At 50.9% G+C, this 18,129-nt stretch carries 18 protein-coding genes and 1 other annotated feature; of the genes, 17 read left to right on the forward strand and 1 reads right to left on the reverse strand.

The features are described from left to right. Window positions 1-28 precede the first annotated feature (28 nt). The 17 genes from ACE5KN_RS21625 to ACE5KN_RS21705 all read left to right on the forward strand — a co-directional run bounded on the left by ACE5KN_RS21625 (window position 29) and on the right by ACE5KN_RS21705 (window position 17,028). Window positions 29-1,954 (forward strand): BglG family transcription antiterminator, encoded by a 1,926-nt coding sequence (locus ACE5KN_RS21625; RefSeq protein ID WP_375524037.1) that lies wholly within the window; start codon window positions 29-31, stop codon window positions 1,952-1,954. A gap of 308 nt (window positions 1,955-2,262) precedes the next feature. Further along, window positions 2,263-2,589 (forward strand): PTS lactose/cellobiose transporter subunit IIA, encoded by a 327-nt coding sequence (locus ACE5KN_RS21630; RefSeq protein ID WP_355322801.1) that lies wholly within the window; start codon window positions 2,263-2,265, stop codon window positions 2,587-2,589. Window positions 2,590-2,604: 15 nt separating this feature from the next. Next, window positions 2,605-3,900 (forward strand): PTS sugar transporter subunit IIC, encoded by a 1,296-nt coding sequence (locus ACE5KN_RS21635; protein ID WP_375524038.1) that lies wholly within the window; start codon window positions 2,605-2,607, stop codon window positions 3,898-3,900. Window positions 3,901-3,935: 35 nt separating this feature from the next. Continuing rightward, window positions 3,936-5,372, forward strand: a complete 1,437-nt coding sequence (locus tag ACE5KN_RS21640) for a glycoside hydrolase family 1 protein (RefSeq protein WP_375524039.1) — start codon at window positions 3,936-3,938, stop codon at window positions 5,370-5,372. 35 nt (window positions 5,373-5,407) lie between these two features. Next, window positions 5,408-5,728, forward strand: coding sequence for a PTS sugar transporter subunit IIB (locus ACE5KN_RS21645; RefSeq protein WP_375524040.1), 321 nt, complete (start codon window positions 5,408-5,410; stop codon window positions 5,726-5,728). A 438-nt stretch (window positions 5,729-6,166) separates the two neighbouring features. Next, window positions 6,167-7,102 carry a sigma-E processing peptidase SpoIIGA gene (gene spoIIGA / locus ACE5KN_RS21650; protein WP_375524041.1) on the forward strand — a complete coding sequence of 312 codons (936 nt, stop codon included), beginning with the start codon at window positions 6,167-6,169 and terminating at the stop codon, window positions 7,100-7,102. A gap of 40 nt (window positions 7,103-7,142) precedes the next feature. Then, window positions 7,143-7,865, forward strand: coding sequence for an RNA polymerase sporulation sigma factor SigE (sigE, locus tag ACE5KN_RS21655; protein WP_355322644.1), 723 nt, complete (start codon window positions 7,143-7,145; stop codon window positions 7,863-7,865). Between the two features lie 102 nt (window positions 7,866-7,967). Beyond that, window positions 7,968-8,750: an RNA polymerase sporulation sigma factor SigG gene (gene sigG, locus ACE5KN_RS21660; protein ID WP_355322642.1), complete on the forward strand. Its 783-nt coding sequence runs from the start codon at window positions 7,968-7,970 to the stop codon at window positions 8,748-8,750. A 127-nt stretch (window positions 8,751-8,877) separates the two neighbouring features. Continuing rightward, a complete protein-coding gene (locus ACE5KN_RS21665) occupies window positions 8,878-9,225 on the forward strand; it encodes a YlmC/YmxH family sporulation protein (protein ID WP_375524042.1) in 348 nt (115 codons plus the stop codon). 59 nt (window positions 9,226-9,284) lie between these two features. Then, window positions 9,285-10,139, forward strand: a complete 855-nt coding sequence (gene pgeF, locus ACE5KN_RS21670) for a peptidoglycan editing factor PgeF (RefSeq protein ID WP_375524215.1) — start codon at window positions 9,285-9,287, stop codon at window positions 10,137-10,139. Window positions 10,140-10,147: 8 nt separating this feature from the next. Next, entirely contained in the window at window positions 10,148-10,849 is a 702-nt protein-coding gene (locus ACE5KN_RS21675; RefSeq protein ID WP_375524043.1) for a YggS family pyridoxal phosphate-dependent enzyme, read from the forward strand. After that, window positions 10,840-11,301, forward strand: a complete 462-nt coding sequence (locus ACE5KN_RS21680; RefSeq protein ID WP_375524044.1) for a cell division protein SepF — start codon at window positions 10,840-10,842, stop codon at window positions 11,299-11,301. The genes ACE5KN_RS21675 and ACE5KN_RS21680 overlap by 10 nt, the downstream gene beginning before the upstream one ends. 5 nt (window positions 11,302-11,306) lie before the next feature. Further along, a complete protein-coding gene (locus ACE5KN_RS21685) occupies window positions 11,307-11,570 on the forward strand; it encodes a YggT family protein (RefSeq protein ID WP_375524045.1) in 264 nt (87 codons plus the stop codon). 9 nt (window positions 11,571-11,579) lie between these two features. Continuing rightward, window positions 11,580-12,362 (forward strand): YlmH family RNA-binding protein, encoded by a 783-nt coding sequence (locus tag ACE5KN_RS21690; protein WP_375524046.1) that lies wholly within the window; start codon window positions 11,580-11,582, stop codon window positions 12,360-12,362. A 121-nt stretch (window positions 12,363-12,483) separates the two neighbouring features. Continuing rightward, window positions 12,484-12,993 carry a DivIVA domain-containing protein gene (locus ACE5KN_RS21695; RefSeq protein ID WP_355322630.1) on the forward strand — a complete coding sequence of 170 codons (510 nt, stop codon included), beginning with the start codon at window positions 12,484-12,486 and terminating at the stop codon, window positions 12,991-12,993. 65 nt (window positions 12,994-13,058) lie between these two features. Next, window positions 13,059-13,332, forward strand: a binding site (T-box leader). A gap of 75 nt (window positions 13,333-13,407) precedes the next feature. Beyond that, window positions 13,408-16,497 carry an isoleucine--tRNA ligase gene (gene ileS / locus ACE5KN_RS21700; protein ID WP_375524047.1) on the forward strand — a complete coding sequence of 1,030 codons (3,090 nt, stop codon included), beginning with the start codon at window positions 13,408-13,410 and terminating at the stop codon, window positions 16,495-16,497. Window positions 16,498-16,731: 234 nt separating this feature from the next. Beyond that, a complete protein-coding gene (locus tag ACE5KN_RS21705; RefSeq protein ID WP_375524216.1) occupies window positions 16,732-17,028 on the forward strand; it encodes a DUF5665 domain-containing protein in 297 nt (98 codons plus the stop codon). A gap of 189 nt (window positions 17,029-17,217) precedes the next feature. Here the strand turns inward: ACE5KN_RS21705 and ACE5KN_RS21710 are convergent, their stop codons facing one another. Next, on the reverse strand, window positions 17,218-17,949 hold the full coding sequence (locus ACE5KN_RS21710) for a TraR/DksA C4-type zinc finger protein (protein ID WP_375524048.1): 732 nt from the start codon (window positions 17,947-17,949) through the stop codon (window positions 17,218-17,220). Window positions 17,950-18,129: the final 180 nt, after the last annotated feature.

The following is an 18,129-nucleotide window of genomic DNA, read 5'->3' on the forward strand; positions in this document are numbered from 1 at the left end:
ATAGACTGACATGGAAAGGAGTTTCGTGTTGCGGGTTTTCCATATTCTTCACATATTGATTTCAGAACAACTTGTCAGCAGTGAGTACCTTGCCAAGCTGTTGAATGTGTCATCACGCACCATTCGGACGGATCTGAAGGAATTGTCCGCATTATTGTCCACACACGGAGCTACGATCAAGTCGCTTAAGGGAGCAGGCTATCAGCTTGAAATCCATGATGAGCAGCGGTTCCGGCACTTGCTGAAGCAGTTGAAAGAAAATGAAGCAGCCACGCCGCAGCAGATCAGCGGATCATCCGAGAGCAGGCATCGATTCCTGATCAGGAAACTGCTGCTGACGGAGGAATACTTCAAGCTTGATGACCTGGCCGACCTTTTGTTTGTAAGCCGTTCAACGATACAAAACGACATCAGGGAAGTGCGGCGAATATTAAAGCATTACGGCTTGACGCTGGAGAACCGTCCCCATTACGGTGTTAAAATCAAGGGCAGTGAGACGCAGCTGCGGTATTGCATGTCTGATTATATTTTTAGGCGCGTGGATGATGCCGCCGAGAGTGCGTACTCGCCATCCATTCTTTCTGATGAAGAAATGGCCCTGATCAGAGAGGTGATTCTTGAACGCATTGAGGCCAACGATATTACATTGTCGGATATTGCCCTCAACAATCTCGTCATTCATATCGCGATAGCGTGCAAACGGATACGGGATAAAAGGTACGTCTCTTTTTATCCGCAGGAAATGAAGAAAATTGAGGGGCAGAAGGAGTTTGGCGTCGCGGCTGAGATTGTGTCCAGCCTTGAGCGCAAGATGAATCATTCCTTTCCTTTCGCTGAAGTTGCCTATATAGCGGTACATTTGCTTGGGGTAAGAACCGTTGCAGCAGCCAATATGGACGATACTGAAATTAAAGGCATGATTGACGGGGAAATATACGACCTGACCGTTGAAATCCTGGATAATATAGAAAAACGGATGCAGCTGGGCATACGCCATGACAAGGAGCTGCTTGTTGCCTTTTGCCTGCATCTTAAGCCGGTCATTAACCGTTTCAAGTATGGCATGAATTTGCGCAATCCGATGCTGGATGAGATCAAAGCCAATTATCCGCTTGCCTTTGAGGCAGGTATATTAGCCGGTGAAACGATCAGGCAGCGGCTTGGCTTCGAGATTGAAGAAAATGAGATCGGCTACCTTGCTATCCATATCGGTGCGGCCATCGAGCGAAAGAAAATGAAGAACACCCCCAAAAGATGCCTGATCGTATGCGCATCAGGCCGGGGGAGCGCCAAATTGCTCTACTACAAGCTGCAATCGGAATTTGGCTCCAAGCTGGACATTGTTGGTACGACGGAATTTTACAAGCTCAAGCAGATGCCCTTGGATACACTGGATTTTGTAATCAGCACGATCCCCATTTCCGACGAAACGCTGCCGGTGCCGATCATCCATGTCAATACGTTTCTTGGCGGCGGAGATATCGACAAGATTGAACAGGCGATCTCGGAAACGGGAGTGCCCGCTATCCATTATGTGCGGAAGAAGCTCGTTTTCCTGCAGCAGAAAATGGACAGCAAGGAGGAAGTGCTGGCGTTTGTAGCAGACAGGATTCTGGAAGCGGGTCTTGTCCAAGGCCCGTTTCTGGAATCTGTGCTGGAGCGCGAAGCGATGTCTCCCACATCGTTCGGCAATTTTGTGGCCATTCCCCATCCCATGGAGCCATTTGCGGATTCGACCTTCTGGGCCATTTGCACGCTGCAAAAGCCCATAGATTGGGAAGGCAAGCCGGTGCAGTTTGTATGCATGCTGTGCATGCAGCGCAGTAAAACGGAGGATGTGCAGAGCATGTACAATATTTTGCTTACGATATTGAATAACGAGAATTTGGTTCAGCAGCTTATTAAGTGTAAAAGCTATTCGGAATTTGTACGAGTGCTTCATGAGCACGTGTGAGCTGCACTCCATTGATCAGAATGCTTAAGAGGAATATCCCGATTCTATGAAGAGGGGGGTTCCTCTTTTTTGTATATGGCTGAAAATAATATATTTCCGTTATAAAGCGGAAAAAACATGGCTTAAGTCGAAACCTGTTGCAATTTATAATGAATTTGCAGCCAACAGCTATAGGAAAGGTTGCTAACAGGAACTACTAATGAAGAGACTGGCATGACCTGAGTACTGTTCAGTTAAATCAGGGCTGCTCTGAAGGGGGAAACATTAAAGTGAGTGAAAAAGAAACAAACCATTCCGTTGGTGAAGAGATGCTGGATGATACTGAAATCGTGTTTCAGATCATTTTGTTCGCAGGCAATGCCCGCAGCTCGGCGATGGAAGCCATTGAGCTGGCCAAGGCCGGCAAATTTGCTGAAGCAAGAGAGGCATTGGCAGCTGCCAAGACGGAGCTGGTATCTTCCCACAAAATCCAGACCGGATTAATCCGCAAGGAAGCGGAAGGGGAGAAAACGACAATGTCCGTAATGATGGTGCATGCGCAGGATCATTTGATGAACGCCATTACCATTCGCGACATGGCTGCCGAGTTTGTGGATTTGTATGAACGGATTGAACAATTGGGGTCGAAATCGTAGAAGGAGGTCTTTCTGATGGGAATCAAGGATAAACTTGTCAATGGCCTCACCTCCGTAGCGAACGCCATTAACAATTTTAAATATATTATGGCTATCAAATCCGCTTTCATCACGCTCATGCCTGTCATTATTGTAGGCGCTTTCGCAGTCCTTATCTCCAATATGGTGATGGACCCGACGAATGGGCTTGCGCATTTTCGCCCGTTCGCATTTTTGGCGGATTACAAGCCGATTTTCACGGCGATCAACTATGCCAGCTTAAACATTCTGACGGTGCTCGCCATTTTCATGATTGGTCTGGAATTGGGGCGAATTAACGGGGAGAAAAACTTTTTCCCTGGGCTGCTGGCCGTTATCTGCTTCGTGGCCGTTACGCCAACAACGATTCAACTGATGGTGAACGGTGACATGCAGCAGGTTACGGATGTGATTGCACGTCAGTTTACAGATACGAAAAGCTTGTTCCTCGGTATTTTTGTGTCGATCCTGTCTGTTGAACTGTACAGCAAGCTGGGCAAATCGGATAAGCTCAAAATCAAGATGCCGGAAAGTGTTCCACCCAATGTGGCTGTTTCCTTCTCGGCATTGATTCCGGCGATTATTACCGTAACCGTTTTCTCGGCCCTGGGATTTTTCTTTCACAAGCTTACAGGCTTGTACTTATATGATGCCGTTTACAATGTAGTACAAAGACCGCTGGAGACGGTTATGCAAGGCTTGCCGGGAATCCTGACCTTGATGCTGGTTGCGCAAATTTTCTGGGTTATCGGTATTCACGGCAATCAGATGATAAAACCGATTCGCGAGCCGCTGCTGCTTGGAGCCATTACCGTTAACATGACGGCATATGAGCAAGGGCTGCCTATTCCCAACATTATTACGATGCCGTTCTGGGATGTCTACATGAGCATCGGCGGTTCCGGGATTACGCTGGCTCTGCTGATCTGCATCCTGATCGCCTCCAAGCGCGAGGATATGAAAGAGATTACCAAGCTGTCCTTTGGTCCGTCGCTGTTTAACATTAATGAGCCGGTTATTTTCGGGCTTCCGATCATGTTAAACCCTATTATGGCTATTCCATTTATCATCACGCCGCTCATTACAGGCACCATCGGTTACTTTTCGACATTGCTTGGTTTTGCGGGCCGTGCGGTCGTCATGGTGCCGTGGACCACACCGCCGATTATCAATGCTTATCTGTCGACAGGCGGAAGCATCGGGGCGGTCGTTACCCAGCTTATATGTATTGCTGTTGCCATATTAATTTATCTGCCGTTTGTCAGAATTGCCAACAGGCGGACTGAAGGATAAGCAGAAATCATTGCAGAATGAAGGAGGAGTCATCGGTGGCTAAACATACAATGAACATCCCGGCTGATTTTATCATAGGGGCTGCTTCATCCGCCTGGCAGACGGAGGGCTGGAGCGGCAAGCGGGAAGGGCAGGATTCTTATCTTGACAAATGGTACATCAATGACCGCCACGTCTGGCATAACGGTTATGGTCCGGCCGGTGCAACCGACTTCTATAATCGCTGTAGCGAAGATATCGCGCTGATGAAGGAGATTGGACTGACGCATTATCGCACCTCTATTAACTGGTCCCGTTTCTTAACGGACTATGAAAATGTCGTTGTGGACGAAACCTATGCAGATTACGTGGGACGGGTCATCGACGAGCTGATAGCCATCGGTGTGGAACCCATGATTTGCCTGGAGCACTATGAGCTGCCGGCATATTTGCTGGATAAATATGATGGCTGGTCATCCAAGCATGTGGTCGAGCTGTTTGTAAAATATGCGGAAAAGGTGTTCGAGCGCTATGGCGACCGTGTCAAGCACTGGTTTACCTTTAATGAGCCGATTGTCGTGCAGACCCGTGTCTATCTGGATGCTCTGCGTTACCCTTATGAGCAGAACACCCGTAAATGGATGCAGTGGAATTACAATAAAACGCTGGCAACCGCCAAATGCGTGCAATTGTTCAAGGAGAAAGGCTATGGCAAAAACGGAGCAAAAATCGGCGTCATTCTTAATCCCGAGGTAACGTATGCCCGTTCAAGCGCGCCGCATGACCAGTATGCAGCGCATGTGTACGATCTGTTTTACAACCGGGTATTCATGGACCCGATGATCAAAGGCGAATATCCCGAGGAATTGCTGCAGCTGATGGAGAAACACGACATCACGTTCGAGCATACGCCGGAAGAACTGGCTATCATCAAAAACAACACGGTGGATTACGCGGGCATTAACCTGTATTATCCGCACCGGATAAAGGCGCAGACCAAAGCATGGAATGAAAACGTGCCTTTTCATCCGTCTTATTACTATGAGCATTTTGATCTTCCGGGCAAAAAAATGAACAAATCGCGCGGATGGGAAATTTATCCTAAAATCATTTATGATATGGGTATGCGCATCAAAAACGAATATAACAATATCGAATGGTTTATTTCCGAAAATGGAATGGGGATCGAGAACGAAGCGGTGTTCAAAAATGAAGAGCAGATCATTCAGGATGATTATCGTATTTCCTTCATCGGCGAGCACTTGTACTATACACTTAAAGCTGTGGAGGATGGCTCCAACTGCAAAGGGTACATGTTATGGGCCTTTACGGATAATGTGTCCCCGATGAATGCGTTCAAGAACCGCTACGGACTGGTCGAAATCAATCTGGAGAACGGCCGCAGCCGGCATTTGAAAAAATCCGGTCATTGGTACAAGTCGGTGATCGCCGACCGTTCGCTTACCGTTGATTTGGATGAAGAGTACAAGTAACAGAACATGAAAAATCAAACCAGGAGGCGTTAACTATGAAAAAAATTATTCTTGCCTGTTCAGCCGGCATGTCTACCTCTATTCTAGTATCCAAAATGAAAAAAGAAGCGGAAGCAAGATCTCTCGAGCTCGACATTATCGCCATTCCCGAAAGCACGATCAAGGATGAGTTGTCAGGCATCAGCGATGAAGTGATTGCGATCCTGCTGGGACCGCAGGTCCGTATGCGTAAAAATGCCGTAACAGAAATTGCGGCTCCGTTCAATATTCCCGTTGATGTCATCGACACGATGGCTTACGGCAGAGCGAACGGTCCGGCCGTTCTGGATCAGGCCTTGGCCATGTCAGACAAATAATTATAGCGGTTATAGAGGTAGTTCAAAAAGTCATCTTTTGATCACGAAGGAAGTCAGGAAGCGGACTCGACATCGAATCTTGAATTCAACCGGGCCTAAGCGGATGCTTACGAAGCATGTTTCCTACGGAAACATTTCAGGTGCTCACGTACTCCAAGTACGCTCCGCTCCTCAGTCCCTAGTTTCATCCAACCTTCTCGGTGCTGAAAACCTGACTTTTTGAACACGACTTATAATACTGCTACAAAGAATATAACTCGCTTTCAATCAGGTTGTCTCCCGGCAAGCTTCGTGCCGTGGAGGCAGCCTTTTTTGCTGCCCTCCCTCTTAATCCGACAAAAAAAGTCCGGCTGCGCCCTCCAGCGTTAGACAGACTTTGTTCTGTCCCCCTTTTATACTGGTCATATCCTCCAGGAGCTTAGGCGGGGTGAAAAAAAGATGGTTGTCTATATCGATTTGATTTTCCTGACCAACCTGCTTATTGACGCGGTACTGCTGCTCGTTACGGCCTGGATGAGGAAGCTGCGCCCGGCATGGTGGAGGCTGCTGCTGTCCGCCTTCCTTGGCGCGATGTACGTTGTCATGATGTTTGTTCCGCAGCTGTCCTTCATGTTTACGTTTTTGATTAAATTCGCATTGTCACTCTGTATGCTGCTGACAGCCTTTGGTTTTGGCGGCCTGCAGTCCTTCCTGCGCACGACCGGCGCTTTTTATGTGGTCAATTTTGTGGCGGCAGGGGGGATATTGGGCGTTCATTATCTGCTGCAAAGGCGGGGAGAACTGTTTAATGGCATATGGTTTACCGCTACCGGCGGGCTGTCATTTAAAACGCAAATAGCCTTTTGGTTCATCTTCTGCGTATTTGGCGTCACGATGCTTGTTTTTTATGCCGTACAGACTTCCAGGCAGCGCACGGAGCGGATTTCAAGCTTTACGGGTGAAGTGGAGGTCCGGATCGATGGAGTCTGCGTCAAGTGTACAGGCCTGCTGGACACGGGCAATCAGCTGAATGATCCGCTGACACGCATGCCGGTCATGGTGATGGAGGCTTCGCTCTGGAGTGAATATTTGCCTCGTGATTGGAACAGGTATCTGGCGGATGGAGAGGCGGACAACCTGGTCATGAATATGGAAGAGTCGTATGCCTGGCGGGATCGCCTGCGCCTCGTTCCTTACAGGGGAATCAACAAGAGTACGGCCTTTATGCTGGCGGTGAAGCCGGATGAGGTCAAGGTTACGATGAATGAGCAGACGTTCAGTCATCATCGTGTGCTGATCGGTCTGGACGGAGGGAGATTATCCTCCGAAGGGCGTTATCAGGCTGTTATCCACCCCGAGCTGGCGGCATCGCAAAATACGGATGTGTCGGCCTGACAATGCTGCCTGACAACGAATTTTTAATAGGAGGAGTATCATGCGCGTAAAATGGAAACTTGCATTACAGCTGCAGTATTACCGGCTTCTTTTTCTGCTCGGCCTTAAAGCCGAGGAAATCTATTATATTGGAGGCAGCGAAGCCCTTCCCCCGCCTTTGACCCGGGAAGAAGAGGAATATTTGCTGCAGAAGCTGTCTTCAGGGGACGCCGCGATCCGGGCCATGCTGATCGAGCGCAACCTGCGGCTGGTCGTGTACATCGCCAGAAAATTCGAGAACACAGGCATCAATATCGAGGATCTGGTCTCCATTGGTGCGATCGGTTTGATTAAAGCGGTGAACACCTTTGACCCTGAGAAAAAAATCAAGCTTGCCACCTATGCGTCCCGCTGTATCGAAAATGAAATCCTTATGTATTTGCGGCGCAACAATAAAACAAGGACAGAGGTGTCCTTCGACGAGCCGCTGAATATCGATTGGGACGGGAACGAGCTGCTGCTTTCCGACGTGCTCGGAACCGAAAATGATACGATCTACCGCAATATCGAGGAGCAGGTGGATCGCAAGCTGCTTCACAAGGCCCTGGATAAATTGACGGATCGCGAACGGCTCATTATGGAGCTGCGCTTCGGGCTGCAGGATGGCGAGGAAAAAACGCAAAAGGATGTCGCTGACCTGCTCGGCATATCCCAATCCTACATATCACGGCTCGAAAAAAGAATCATCAAACGGCTGCGGAAGGAATTCAATAAAATGGTCTGACAGGATCAGCGCACCTCCGCAGGGAGGTTCGAAGAAAGGAATAAAATGTCCGGCCCAGGAGATAATGAACATTAATGTTGCTCCTTGGGAGGTTATGACACGATGACCCGTAACAAAGTCGAAATTTGCGGTGTGGATACCGCTAAGCTGCCGGTTTTGACCAATGCGGAGATGCGGGAATTATTCACATCTCTGCAGCAAAACAACGAACGTTCCGCCAGGGAAAAACTGGTGAACGGCAACCTGCGGCTTGTACTGAGCGTGATCCAGCGTTTCAATAATCGGGGTGAATATGTTGACGATCTGTTTCAAGTCGGCTGCATCGGACTGATGAAGGCCATAGACAATTTCGACTTGTCCCAAAATGTTAAATTTTCCACATATGCGGTTCCCATGATCATCGGTGAAATCCGCAGGTATTTGCGAGATAACAATCCGATACGGGTGTCGCGCTCTCTGCGGGATATCGCGTATAAGGCGCTCCAGGTCAGAGATAATCTGACCACCGTCAATTCGCGGGAGCCAACGATTTTTGAAATTTCCGAAGCGCTTAATGTACCCAAGGAAGATGTGGTCTTCGCGCTTGACGCCATTCAGGATCCGGTTTCTCTCTTTGAGCCCATTTACCATGACGGCGGGGACCCGATCTACGTTATGGATCAAATCAGCGACGACAAGAACAAGGACGTATCCTGGATCGAGGAGATTGCGCTGCGCGAAGCGATGCAGCGGCTTGGACAACGGGAGAAGATGATATTGTCCATGCGGTTTTTCGAAGGAAAGACCCAAATGGAGGTTGCCGACGAAATCGGGATTTCACAGGCGCAGGTATCCAGGCTGGAGAAATCGGCCATTCAACAAATGCAGAAGCACGTAAAGTCTTAGCACCGCAGGCGCAGGACTGATCCTTTTTAACGACCCGTGAGGGTCGTTTTTATTTTTGGTCAAGATGGGGCGGCAGGGAAAATTTCCGCTTTGTAAATCATATGCTGTAAGTAAAGGATGTGATTATATGGATATGCAGGCTGAAGGCGTGTACAGCATAAAAATATCCGATTTTCAAAGCAAGGATGTCATTAATATCATGGACGGCCGCAGGCTGGGCCAAATATGCGATCTGGAGATCGATCCAAGACTGGGCCGCATAGAAGCGATCGTCATGCCCGTTTCCGGCGGATTGCTCGGATTTTTCCGGCCGAAGAGAGAACTGGTTATTCCTTGGCATAACATTGTCAAAATCGGACCTGACGTCATACTGGTAAGGCATGAGTACATGGAGGAATGGCAGATAGAGGAGCATGCCTACAAAGCAGGGGGAAGATTCAGGGGGCTATGGGCAGATAGAGACACCGTGCGCTGATTTTGGTACACTGGCTTGTAGAGGTGAGAACATTGACTGAACCGTTTGTCTTGGAACCCATGGATAAGGAAGTGCTGCCAGGCGCAGAGGCACCTGTGCCCAGGCTGATGTTTATAGAAGCATGGCGGAAGCAATTCCCGGGCCTGACCGCCGGTTTTACAAGCCGCAGCGGCGGCATGGGGAAGGAGCCTTACAGCAGCCTGAATTGTGCTCTGCATGTGGGAGAAAATCCTGATATAGTAATCGCCAACCGCGAGCTGATTGCAAGGAGGCTGGGCTATGAACCGGAAGCGTGGACCTGCGGAGAACAGGTACATGGCAGCAGTATTGCGGCTGTGAAGGAAGAAGACCGCGGCCGGGGCTTTCTGGACCGTGAATCGGCCTTTCAGGATACGGATGGATTGGTGACGGATGTGCCGGGGGTCCTGCTGACTTCCTTTTATGCGGATTGCGTTCCACTTTATTTCATCGATCCGGTTCGGCGGGCCGTAGGGCTGGCCCATGCGGGCTGGAAGGGAACCGTTGCGGAAATCGCGGCGCATATGGTAGTGAAGATGGTGGAAGAATACGGCTCAAAGAGAGAGGATTTGCGGGCGGCCATCGGCCCTTCGATCGGACGCTGCTGCTACGAGGTGGACGGTGCCGTGATGGATAAAATCATGGCTTTGGAGTCCGGCATGCCGGGTAATGAAGTGTGGGAAGGCAGTGTTTACACCACGCTTGGTGGGGGAAAATGGATGCTTGACTTGAAACAATGCAACCGACAGATTATGATGAAAGCAGGAATATTGCCGACCCATATCGAATGTACAACGTTATGCACCAGCTGCAATAACGAATTGTTTTTTTCACACCGTAAGGAAAAAGGATTGACGGGAAGAATGGCAAGCTGGATCGGACTGGAAAAGAGGTGAGTCTTCCCGTGTCGCTGGGAGATCGGATTCGGAAGGTGAACGAGCGTGTGGAGGCTGCCTGTCAGCGCAGCGGAAGAGCTCGTGAAGATGTCAATATCATTGCTGTTACCAAATATGTATCCGTGAGTGCAATGTCTGCCGTATTGGACAGCGGCCTTCTGCATGTCGGCGAGAACCGCTGGCAGCAGGCCGAGGAGAAGTGGAGGCAGCTTGGACAGCGCGGAATATGGCATTATATCGGGAATTTGCAGACGAATAAAGTCAAGGACGTTGTCGGCAAGTTCCAGTATATACATTCTCTGGACCGCCTCTCTCTTGCCAAGGAACTGGAGAAGAAGGCGGCGGGCCTGGATTTGACGGTTAAAGCCTTTTTGCAGGTCAATATTTCAGGGGAAGAGAGCAAGCACGGCCTTGGGCCGGACCAGGCTGCAGCGTTTCTGAAGGACATTTCAGGCCTGAAGCATGTCCAGGTGATCGGGCTGATGACGATGGCTCCCCATGTCGATGATCCCGAGCTGACTCGCCCCGTATTCCGGGGCCTGCGTGAGCTGCGGGATGCTCTGAACGGACAAGCCCTCACTCCCGAACCGCTTATGGAATTATCCATGGGCATGTCCAATGATTTTGAAGTGGCTGTGGAGGAAGGCGCAACCTGGCTGCGGCTCGGTTCCATTCTGGTGGGAAAAGAGGAGGATGAAGTATGGGTGTAATGAATAAATTTATGAACTTCCTCGGTCTGCAGGAGGAGGAAGAGGTCGTAGAGCGGGAAAAGTTGCCCGAAGAGGAAGAAGAAATTGAAACCCCCAGCTTTGACAGACGTAAGAACACTAGAACAAACAATGTGGTCAACAACGTGGTCAGCATCCATTCCCAGAAAAATGTGAAAGTCGTGCTGTATGAGCCCCGCTCTTACGATGAGGCGCAGGAGATTGCCGACCATATCCGTTCCCATCGCTCGGTTGTCGTGAACCTGCAGCGCATCCGCAAGGATCAGGCTCTCCGCATTATTGATTTTTTGAGCGGCACGGTGTATGCCGTTAATGGGGGCATATCCAAAGTCGGCCACAATATTTTTCTCTGCACACCGGATACGGTGGAGATTCAGGGCTCCATCACGGAAATATTGGCAGACAGTGAAACAGAACTTGACAGAATGAGGTGAGCTTTTTGACGGTTGAGTCAATCATATTCTTTATTGCGCGAATTTATCAGTATATGATTATCGTATACGTTCTTCTTTCCTGGCTGCCCAACGCGCGGGAGAGCTTTATAGGAGAGTGGCTCGGCAGGCTGGTGGAACCCTATCTGGCTCCGTTTCGCCGGTTCATCCCGCCGATTTTTGGCATGATCGACATTTCACCGATCGTGGCCTTGATTGTGCTGAACATGGCTTCTTACGGTCTGGTCTCGCTGATCGGCTATTTTGTCTAGGAGGTTTACATGCGGACCGAAATTCACGCCCATTTCCACCCGGATGAGAAGGACTTTGTTGACCGGGCCTGGGAGTGGGTAGAGCGGGCAGGACAATTTCACGAACATAAGCTGACCGATTTTCTCGACCCTCGTCAGGCTTACATACTGGGCACGCTGGCTGCCCGCCGCAATGACGTACAGATCCGCCTCGACGGCGGGTACGAGGCGGCGGAACGCAAGCGTGCCCTTGTGGCGCCGGATTACAGTTACCTGGAGGACGAGGATATGGCCATGAAGGTGCTGGCCATATCCTCTGACGACAAAAAAATCGGGGAACTGGAGCACGGCGATTATATGGGGGCGGTTTTGGCTCTGGGGATCAAACGGGGGAAAATAGGGGATATTCACGTACTGGATGACGGGTGTCATATTGTCGCCGCAGCGGATATCGGCCCTTTTCTGACGATGCATCTGCAGCAGGTTCACCGGGTGCATGTACAGAGCGAGCTGCTGCCGTTGGACAAGCTGCAGGTGAAAGAAAGCGCCTTTGAGACGCTGGAGTTCACGGTAGCTTCCCTGCGGCTTGACGCCATCGTCAGCGACGTATACAGGCTCAGCCGCAGCAAGGTGCTGGCCCCGATCAGGGCGGGCCGCTGCCGCGTGAACTGGAAGGCCGAGGAGAACCCGGCTGCGCCGCTGAAAGAAGGGGACGTCATTTCTTTTCAGGGATTCGGGCGGTTCAAGATATTAGAAACCGGCGGTTTGACGAAAAAAGGAAGACAACGTGTAATAATCGGCAAATTTGTATAATGATAAGGCAGGAATCCATTTCTTTTTGTCGAATTGGTTATGCTAACAACTATCCCCCCTTTGGCCGATTGCAGGATATGAAGAACTGCGGAGAACAATAATCTTTCAGGAGGTGCGCGTCATGCCATTATCCCCATTGGATATACATAATAAGGAGTTTGCACGCCGGCTTCGCGGTTACGACGAAGATCAGGTGAACGAATTCCTGGACCAGGTGATCAAGGATTACGAGGCTGTCATCCGTGAGAACAAAGAGCTCGGCGCTGAGTTGATGACACTTCAGGAGAAGCTGGATCATTTCTCCAACATTGAAGAGACGCTGAGCAAAACGATCATCGTAGCCCAGGAGGCGGCCGATGAGGTGAAGAACAACGCCAAGAAGGAAGCGCAGCTGATCGTGAAGGAAGCGGAGAAGAACGCCGACCGCATCGTGAACGAGGCCTTGGCGAAATCCCGCAAAATCGCGCTGGAAGTGGAAGAGCTGAAGAAGCAGGCCTCCATTTACCGGGCACGCTTCCGCACACTGGTTGAGGCACAGCTGGATCTCCTTAGCCAGGATGGATGGGAAGCGCTGGAGAACCGGGAGCGCGAGGTTTTGGACCGTGAACGGGAAATGAAAGAAATTTACTGAGGGCGCGGTGAAGCGGCCATTGACTTTTGATCATAAATCGGCTATATTTTTGTCACGATTAAACGAAAAATTCCATGATGGGACCCAGTAGGTCATGATTTTGCTCCCCAGAGAGTTGGCATTCCGGTGCAAGCCAATGTGCAGAGCATGACTGAATATCTTCCCGGAGAAGTGAGCTGAAGCGCCCGGCGTGAGTAAGCTGTCACCGTATGCCGAACGTTATATCGGCTCCCCGCAGCATTCAGGCGGGGATATGAGCGCCGTTCACTTGTGTGTTTACGAGAGGATGCACAAGAGACGGAATCAGGGTGGTAACGCGAGCAGAGCCTCGTCCCTAATACAGGGACGGGGCTTTTTTGTTGCCGGTTTTCAGCTGATAGCACAAAGGTTCATAAACGAAAGGACGGATTTTACATGCAAAGAGTGGATGTCAAGGAGAAAGCGCGGACCCGCGAGCTGCGGGTTCTGAACAAGTGGAAGGAAGACGGCACATTCCGTAAATCGATGACGCATCGTGAAGGCAGACCGAATTACGTGTTTTACGAGGGACCGCCTACAGCGAACGGCAAACCGCATATCGGGCATGTGCTTGGCCGTGTCATCAAGGATTTCGTCGGCCGTTATCAAACAATGAAGGGCTACCGTGTCGTCCGTAAAGCAGGGTGGGATACACATGGCCTGCCGGTTGAGCTTGGAGTGCAGAAGCAGCTTGGCATTTCTCACAAGCACGAGATCGAAGAGTACGGTGTTGAGGAGTTTATCAAGAAGTGTAAGGCGAGCGTATTCGAGTATGAGCAGCAGTGGAGGGATTTGACGGAGGCGATCGGCTACTGGACTGACCTTGACCATCCGTACGTGACCCTGGAGAACAGCTATATCGAGAGCGTATGGAATATTCTTGCGACAGTTCACGAGAAGGGGCTGCTGTACCGCGGCCACCGTGTAAGCCCATATTGCCCTAGCTGTCAGACGACCCTTAGCTCCCACGAGGTGGCTCAAGGGTATAAGGATGTCAAAGACCTGAGTGCCACCGCCAAGTTCAAGCTGCATGACAGCGGCGAATACGTGCTGGCATGGACGACCACACCGTGGACGCTGCCAGGTCACACGTCGCTGGCGGTGAATCCGGACATGGAGTATGCGAGAGTCAAGCAGGAGGACGGCGTATATATTGTCGCCAAAAATCTAGTGGAGAAGGTTATGAACGGCGATCATGAGATCATTGGTACCCTTCAGGGCTCGGAACTCGTGGGCAAAACCTACACGCCGCCGTTCAACTACATCCAGGTGGAGAAGGGCAATACGATTCTCGGTGCAGGCTTTGTAACGGACGCAAGCGGTACGGGCATTGTTCATATGGCTCCTGCTCATGGTGAGGATGACTACAGAGTATGCCGGGAGAACGGAGTCGGCTTTATCAATGTAGTGAACCTGCAGGGGCGTTATACGGAGCAAATCACGGATTTGGCGGGCCGCTTTGTAAAAGAATGTGATGTCGATATCGTGAAAATGCTGTCTGACAAAGGTTTGCTCTATGGCAAAGAAAAATACGAGCACAGCTATCCATTCTGCTGGCGTTGTGATACACCGCTGCTCTATTATGCAATGGACAGCTGGTTTATCAAAACGACGGCGATCAAGGATCAGCTTATCGCCAACAATAACGAGGTGGACTGGTATCCGGGGCATGTGCGCGAAGGTCGTTTCGGTAAATTCCTGGAGGATCTCGTGGACTGGAATATCAGCCGTGACCGCTATTGGGGCACGCCGCTGAACATCTGGACTTGTGCGGAGACTGGAGAGGAGTTCGCTCCGCACAGCATCGCCGAGCTTCGCGAACGCGCCATCGGCGATGTGCCGGAGGATATTGAGCTGCATAAGCCGTATGTGGATCAAATCAAGGTCCGCAGCTCCTGCGGTAAGTATGAAATGACCCGTACGCCGGAAGTGATCGACGTATGGTTCGACAGCGGGTCGATGCCGTTTGCACAGCATCATTATCCGTTTGAAAACCAGGAGACGTTTGCCCAGCAGTTCCCTGCGGACATGATCTGCGAAGGCATTGACCAAACTCGCGGTTGGTTCTACAGCCTGCTCGCCGTATCCACATTGCTGACAGGCAAGGCGCCGTACAAGGCGGTTATGGCTACAGGGCATGTGCTGGATGAGCAGGGTCAGAAAATGTCCAAATCCAAGGGCAATGTCATCGATCCATGGGAGATCATCAACGAATACGGTACGGACGCATTCCGCTGGGCGCTGCTTGCGGACAGTGCTCCTTGGAACAGCAAGCGTTTCTCGAAGGGCATTGTCGGCGAGGCGAAATCCAAGCTGGTGGACACCCTGGTCAACACGCATGCGTTCCTGACGCTCTATGCCACGATCGACGGTTTTGATCCGGCGGAGCATCCTTTCAAGCCTTCCGGCCACAAGCTGGACCGCTGGATTCTATCCCGCCTGAACAGTCTGATCAAGGTGGTTGACAAAGGTTTGGCTGTGAACGATTTCCTGAACGCCTCCAAGGCAATCGAGGCTTTCGTGGATGAACTCAGCAACTGGTATATCCGCCGCTCGCGCGACCGCTTCTGGGGCAGCGGCCTCACGGAAGATAAACTGGACGCTTACCGGACGCTGACCCATGTCCTGCTGTCCACCGCCAAGCTGCTTGCTCCGTTCACGCCGATGGTGGCCGAGGATATCTATCAGAACCTGAGCAGCGGGGACAGCGTGCATCTTGAAGATTACCCGGCTGCCGATGAGTCGCTGATCGATGCCAAGCTGGAGCAGGATATGGAAACCGCGCGCCGAGTGGTGGAGCTTGCGCGCAACGTGCGCAACGAAACGGCCATCAAAACGAGACAGCCTCTCTCCGAGCTGATCGTGTCCATGGATCGTGATTTTGATTTGGCTGGCTACGAGGAGATCATCAAGGACGAGATCAATGTGAAGCATATTCATACGGAAACGGATGACAGCGGTTTTGTCGATTTCACCTTGAAGCTGAATTTGAAGGTAGCGGGCAAGAAATATGGCAAAAATGTCGGCTTCCTGCAAAATCTGTTCAAAGGCATGTCTGCGGATGAGACGCGTGCTGTCGTGGAAAGTGGTGTCCTGAACGTTGTGTCTCCCGAAGGAGAGGAGCTGCAGGTGACAGCCGAGGAACTGCTGGTGGAGAAAAAAGCGAAAGAAGGTTTTGCTTCCGCATCAGGCTACGGCCTGACCGTTGCCCTCAACACGGATGTCACACCGGAGCTGGAGCAGGAAGGTTGGGTTCGTGAAGTGGTTCGCGTCGTTCAGGATTACCGGAAAAAGCTGGATCTGCCGATCGAGAAACGGGTGGCTCTTACGCTGGACGTCGACGATGAGCTAAAAGCGGCTATCGAACGATTTGAGAGCGTACTGCGTGACAACGTGCTGGTAACGGAGCTTGCCTTTGGCGGCACCGAGCCTATGGAGCGTGTGGAAGCCGGCGGAAAAACGATCGGGGTTCATATCGCAGAATAAGGCTGCATTGCGAGGCGCATAATAGAATAGAGTGAACTTTGGTAAAACGAGCCTGTGCTTTGCAGACGGACGATATCCGCTCTGCGCACGGCTCGTTTATTGTTCCCTGCAGGTTACTATGAACAGGGAGGAGGTATGCTGGAGATGGCTAAAGGCAAGCGTCGCCGCGTCGTAAGAAACCGTTCAGGTGAGATGCATCATATGCGCGGCAATGGCAGATCGGGAACTTCCTTCATGCGGCCAGGGAAGGCAAGGCGCTTCGGAACGCCGCATTGGATTGCCGACAAAATGGAGCTGTCCCGGGTAGCTGAATATGCCATGCTGCTGAACAGGCCCTGGCGGCTGATCTGGCTTAATCTGCTGGCAGGAACGTCCCGTGGGGTCGGCATTGCGATTGGCTTTACTTTTTTTGCGGCTACGATTATTTACGTGCTGCAGGTGCTTGGCAAGCTGAATCTTCCCATCATCGGGGATTATATTGCCGATATTGTACGGATCGTACAGCATCAGCTTGAGCTGTCGACTTATTAGAGGAAGTTCAAAAAGTCATCTTTTGATCACGAAGTCAATCAGGAAGCGGACTCGACATCGAATCTTGAATTCAGCCGGGACTTCCGATGCTCACGTACCTCAAGTACGCTCCGCTCCTCATTCCCTATCTTCATTCAACCTTCTCGGTGCTGAAAACCTGACTTTTTGAACACGCATTATAAGCCGCTTTTACTCTTCGGTGAGTTCATCCGGCTCAAGCAGCGCCTCGCCCTCACCCTGACTTATATATTTTTGGTACATGGGGCCGCGAACGACAGTGACGTTGTCACCGGTGATATCTGTTGCAATAAAGCTTTCGTATGATTCCACAAAGCCCTGATTATCATCGCCGTCTTCAATTTCCACTTCATCATAGTTGTGAACCTCACGGTTTTCGGATAGGGCGGGCGAGTTGGAATTGCCCCAGCTTGCAACGATCTGCCATGCATCCTCTCCGTCAAAGCCGTTGTATTCATGCTCATCCAGACTGGAGCGGCCAAACGGAGGGTAGAGAAACTCTTCCTCCACAGGGCGGTTATTCGTAACCTCCTGCTCCGGATTGTATTCGGCGAGGTATTTCGTGTATGGAACGGCCAAAAGACGCTCATAAGGAATGGGTTTTCCGCTGACGGCGCAAATGCCATAGGTGCCTTCCTGCATGGCCTTTAGGGCCGAGTCTATACGCTCCAGCATAAATTCATCATGCTCGACCAGCGCCAAATCCTTGCCTCGTTCATAGGTTTCCGTGGCAACATCGCCTGGGTGGTTATCGATCAGGGAGAGCTCGCCTGTCAGTACACGCTCACTGTCGGACAGGCCGCGGTGTCCGTCGCCGCCATGCAGACGGTGTTCAATATCCTGCTTTCGCTTTAACAGCTCGTTGCGCAGCGTTTGCAGCTGCTGCTCGGTAAGTTGGGACATAAGGCATCTCCTTTCAGAAATCGGACAATGGTCGCGGCTGTTCATAGGGTACGCCGCAAGCTTCCTTTTTAGAGGAGGGAATTTCTATCAGGGTTGGCGCGGAGTGCCTCTCGTGGACGATGTTCCGGCCCGTATGCTACAATAAATGGGTCTGAATGAAGATAGTAACGGAATTATGGG

The sequence above is a fragment of the Paenibacillus terreus genome (assembly GCF_042138595.1).
GTDB lineage: Bacteria > Bacillota > Bacilli > Paenibacillales > Paenibacillaceae > Paenibacillus > Paenibacillus terreus.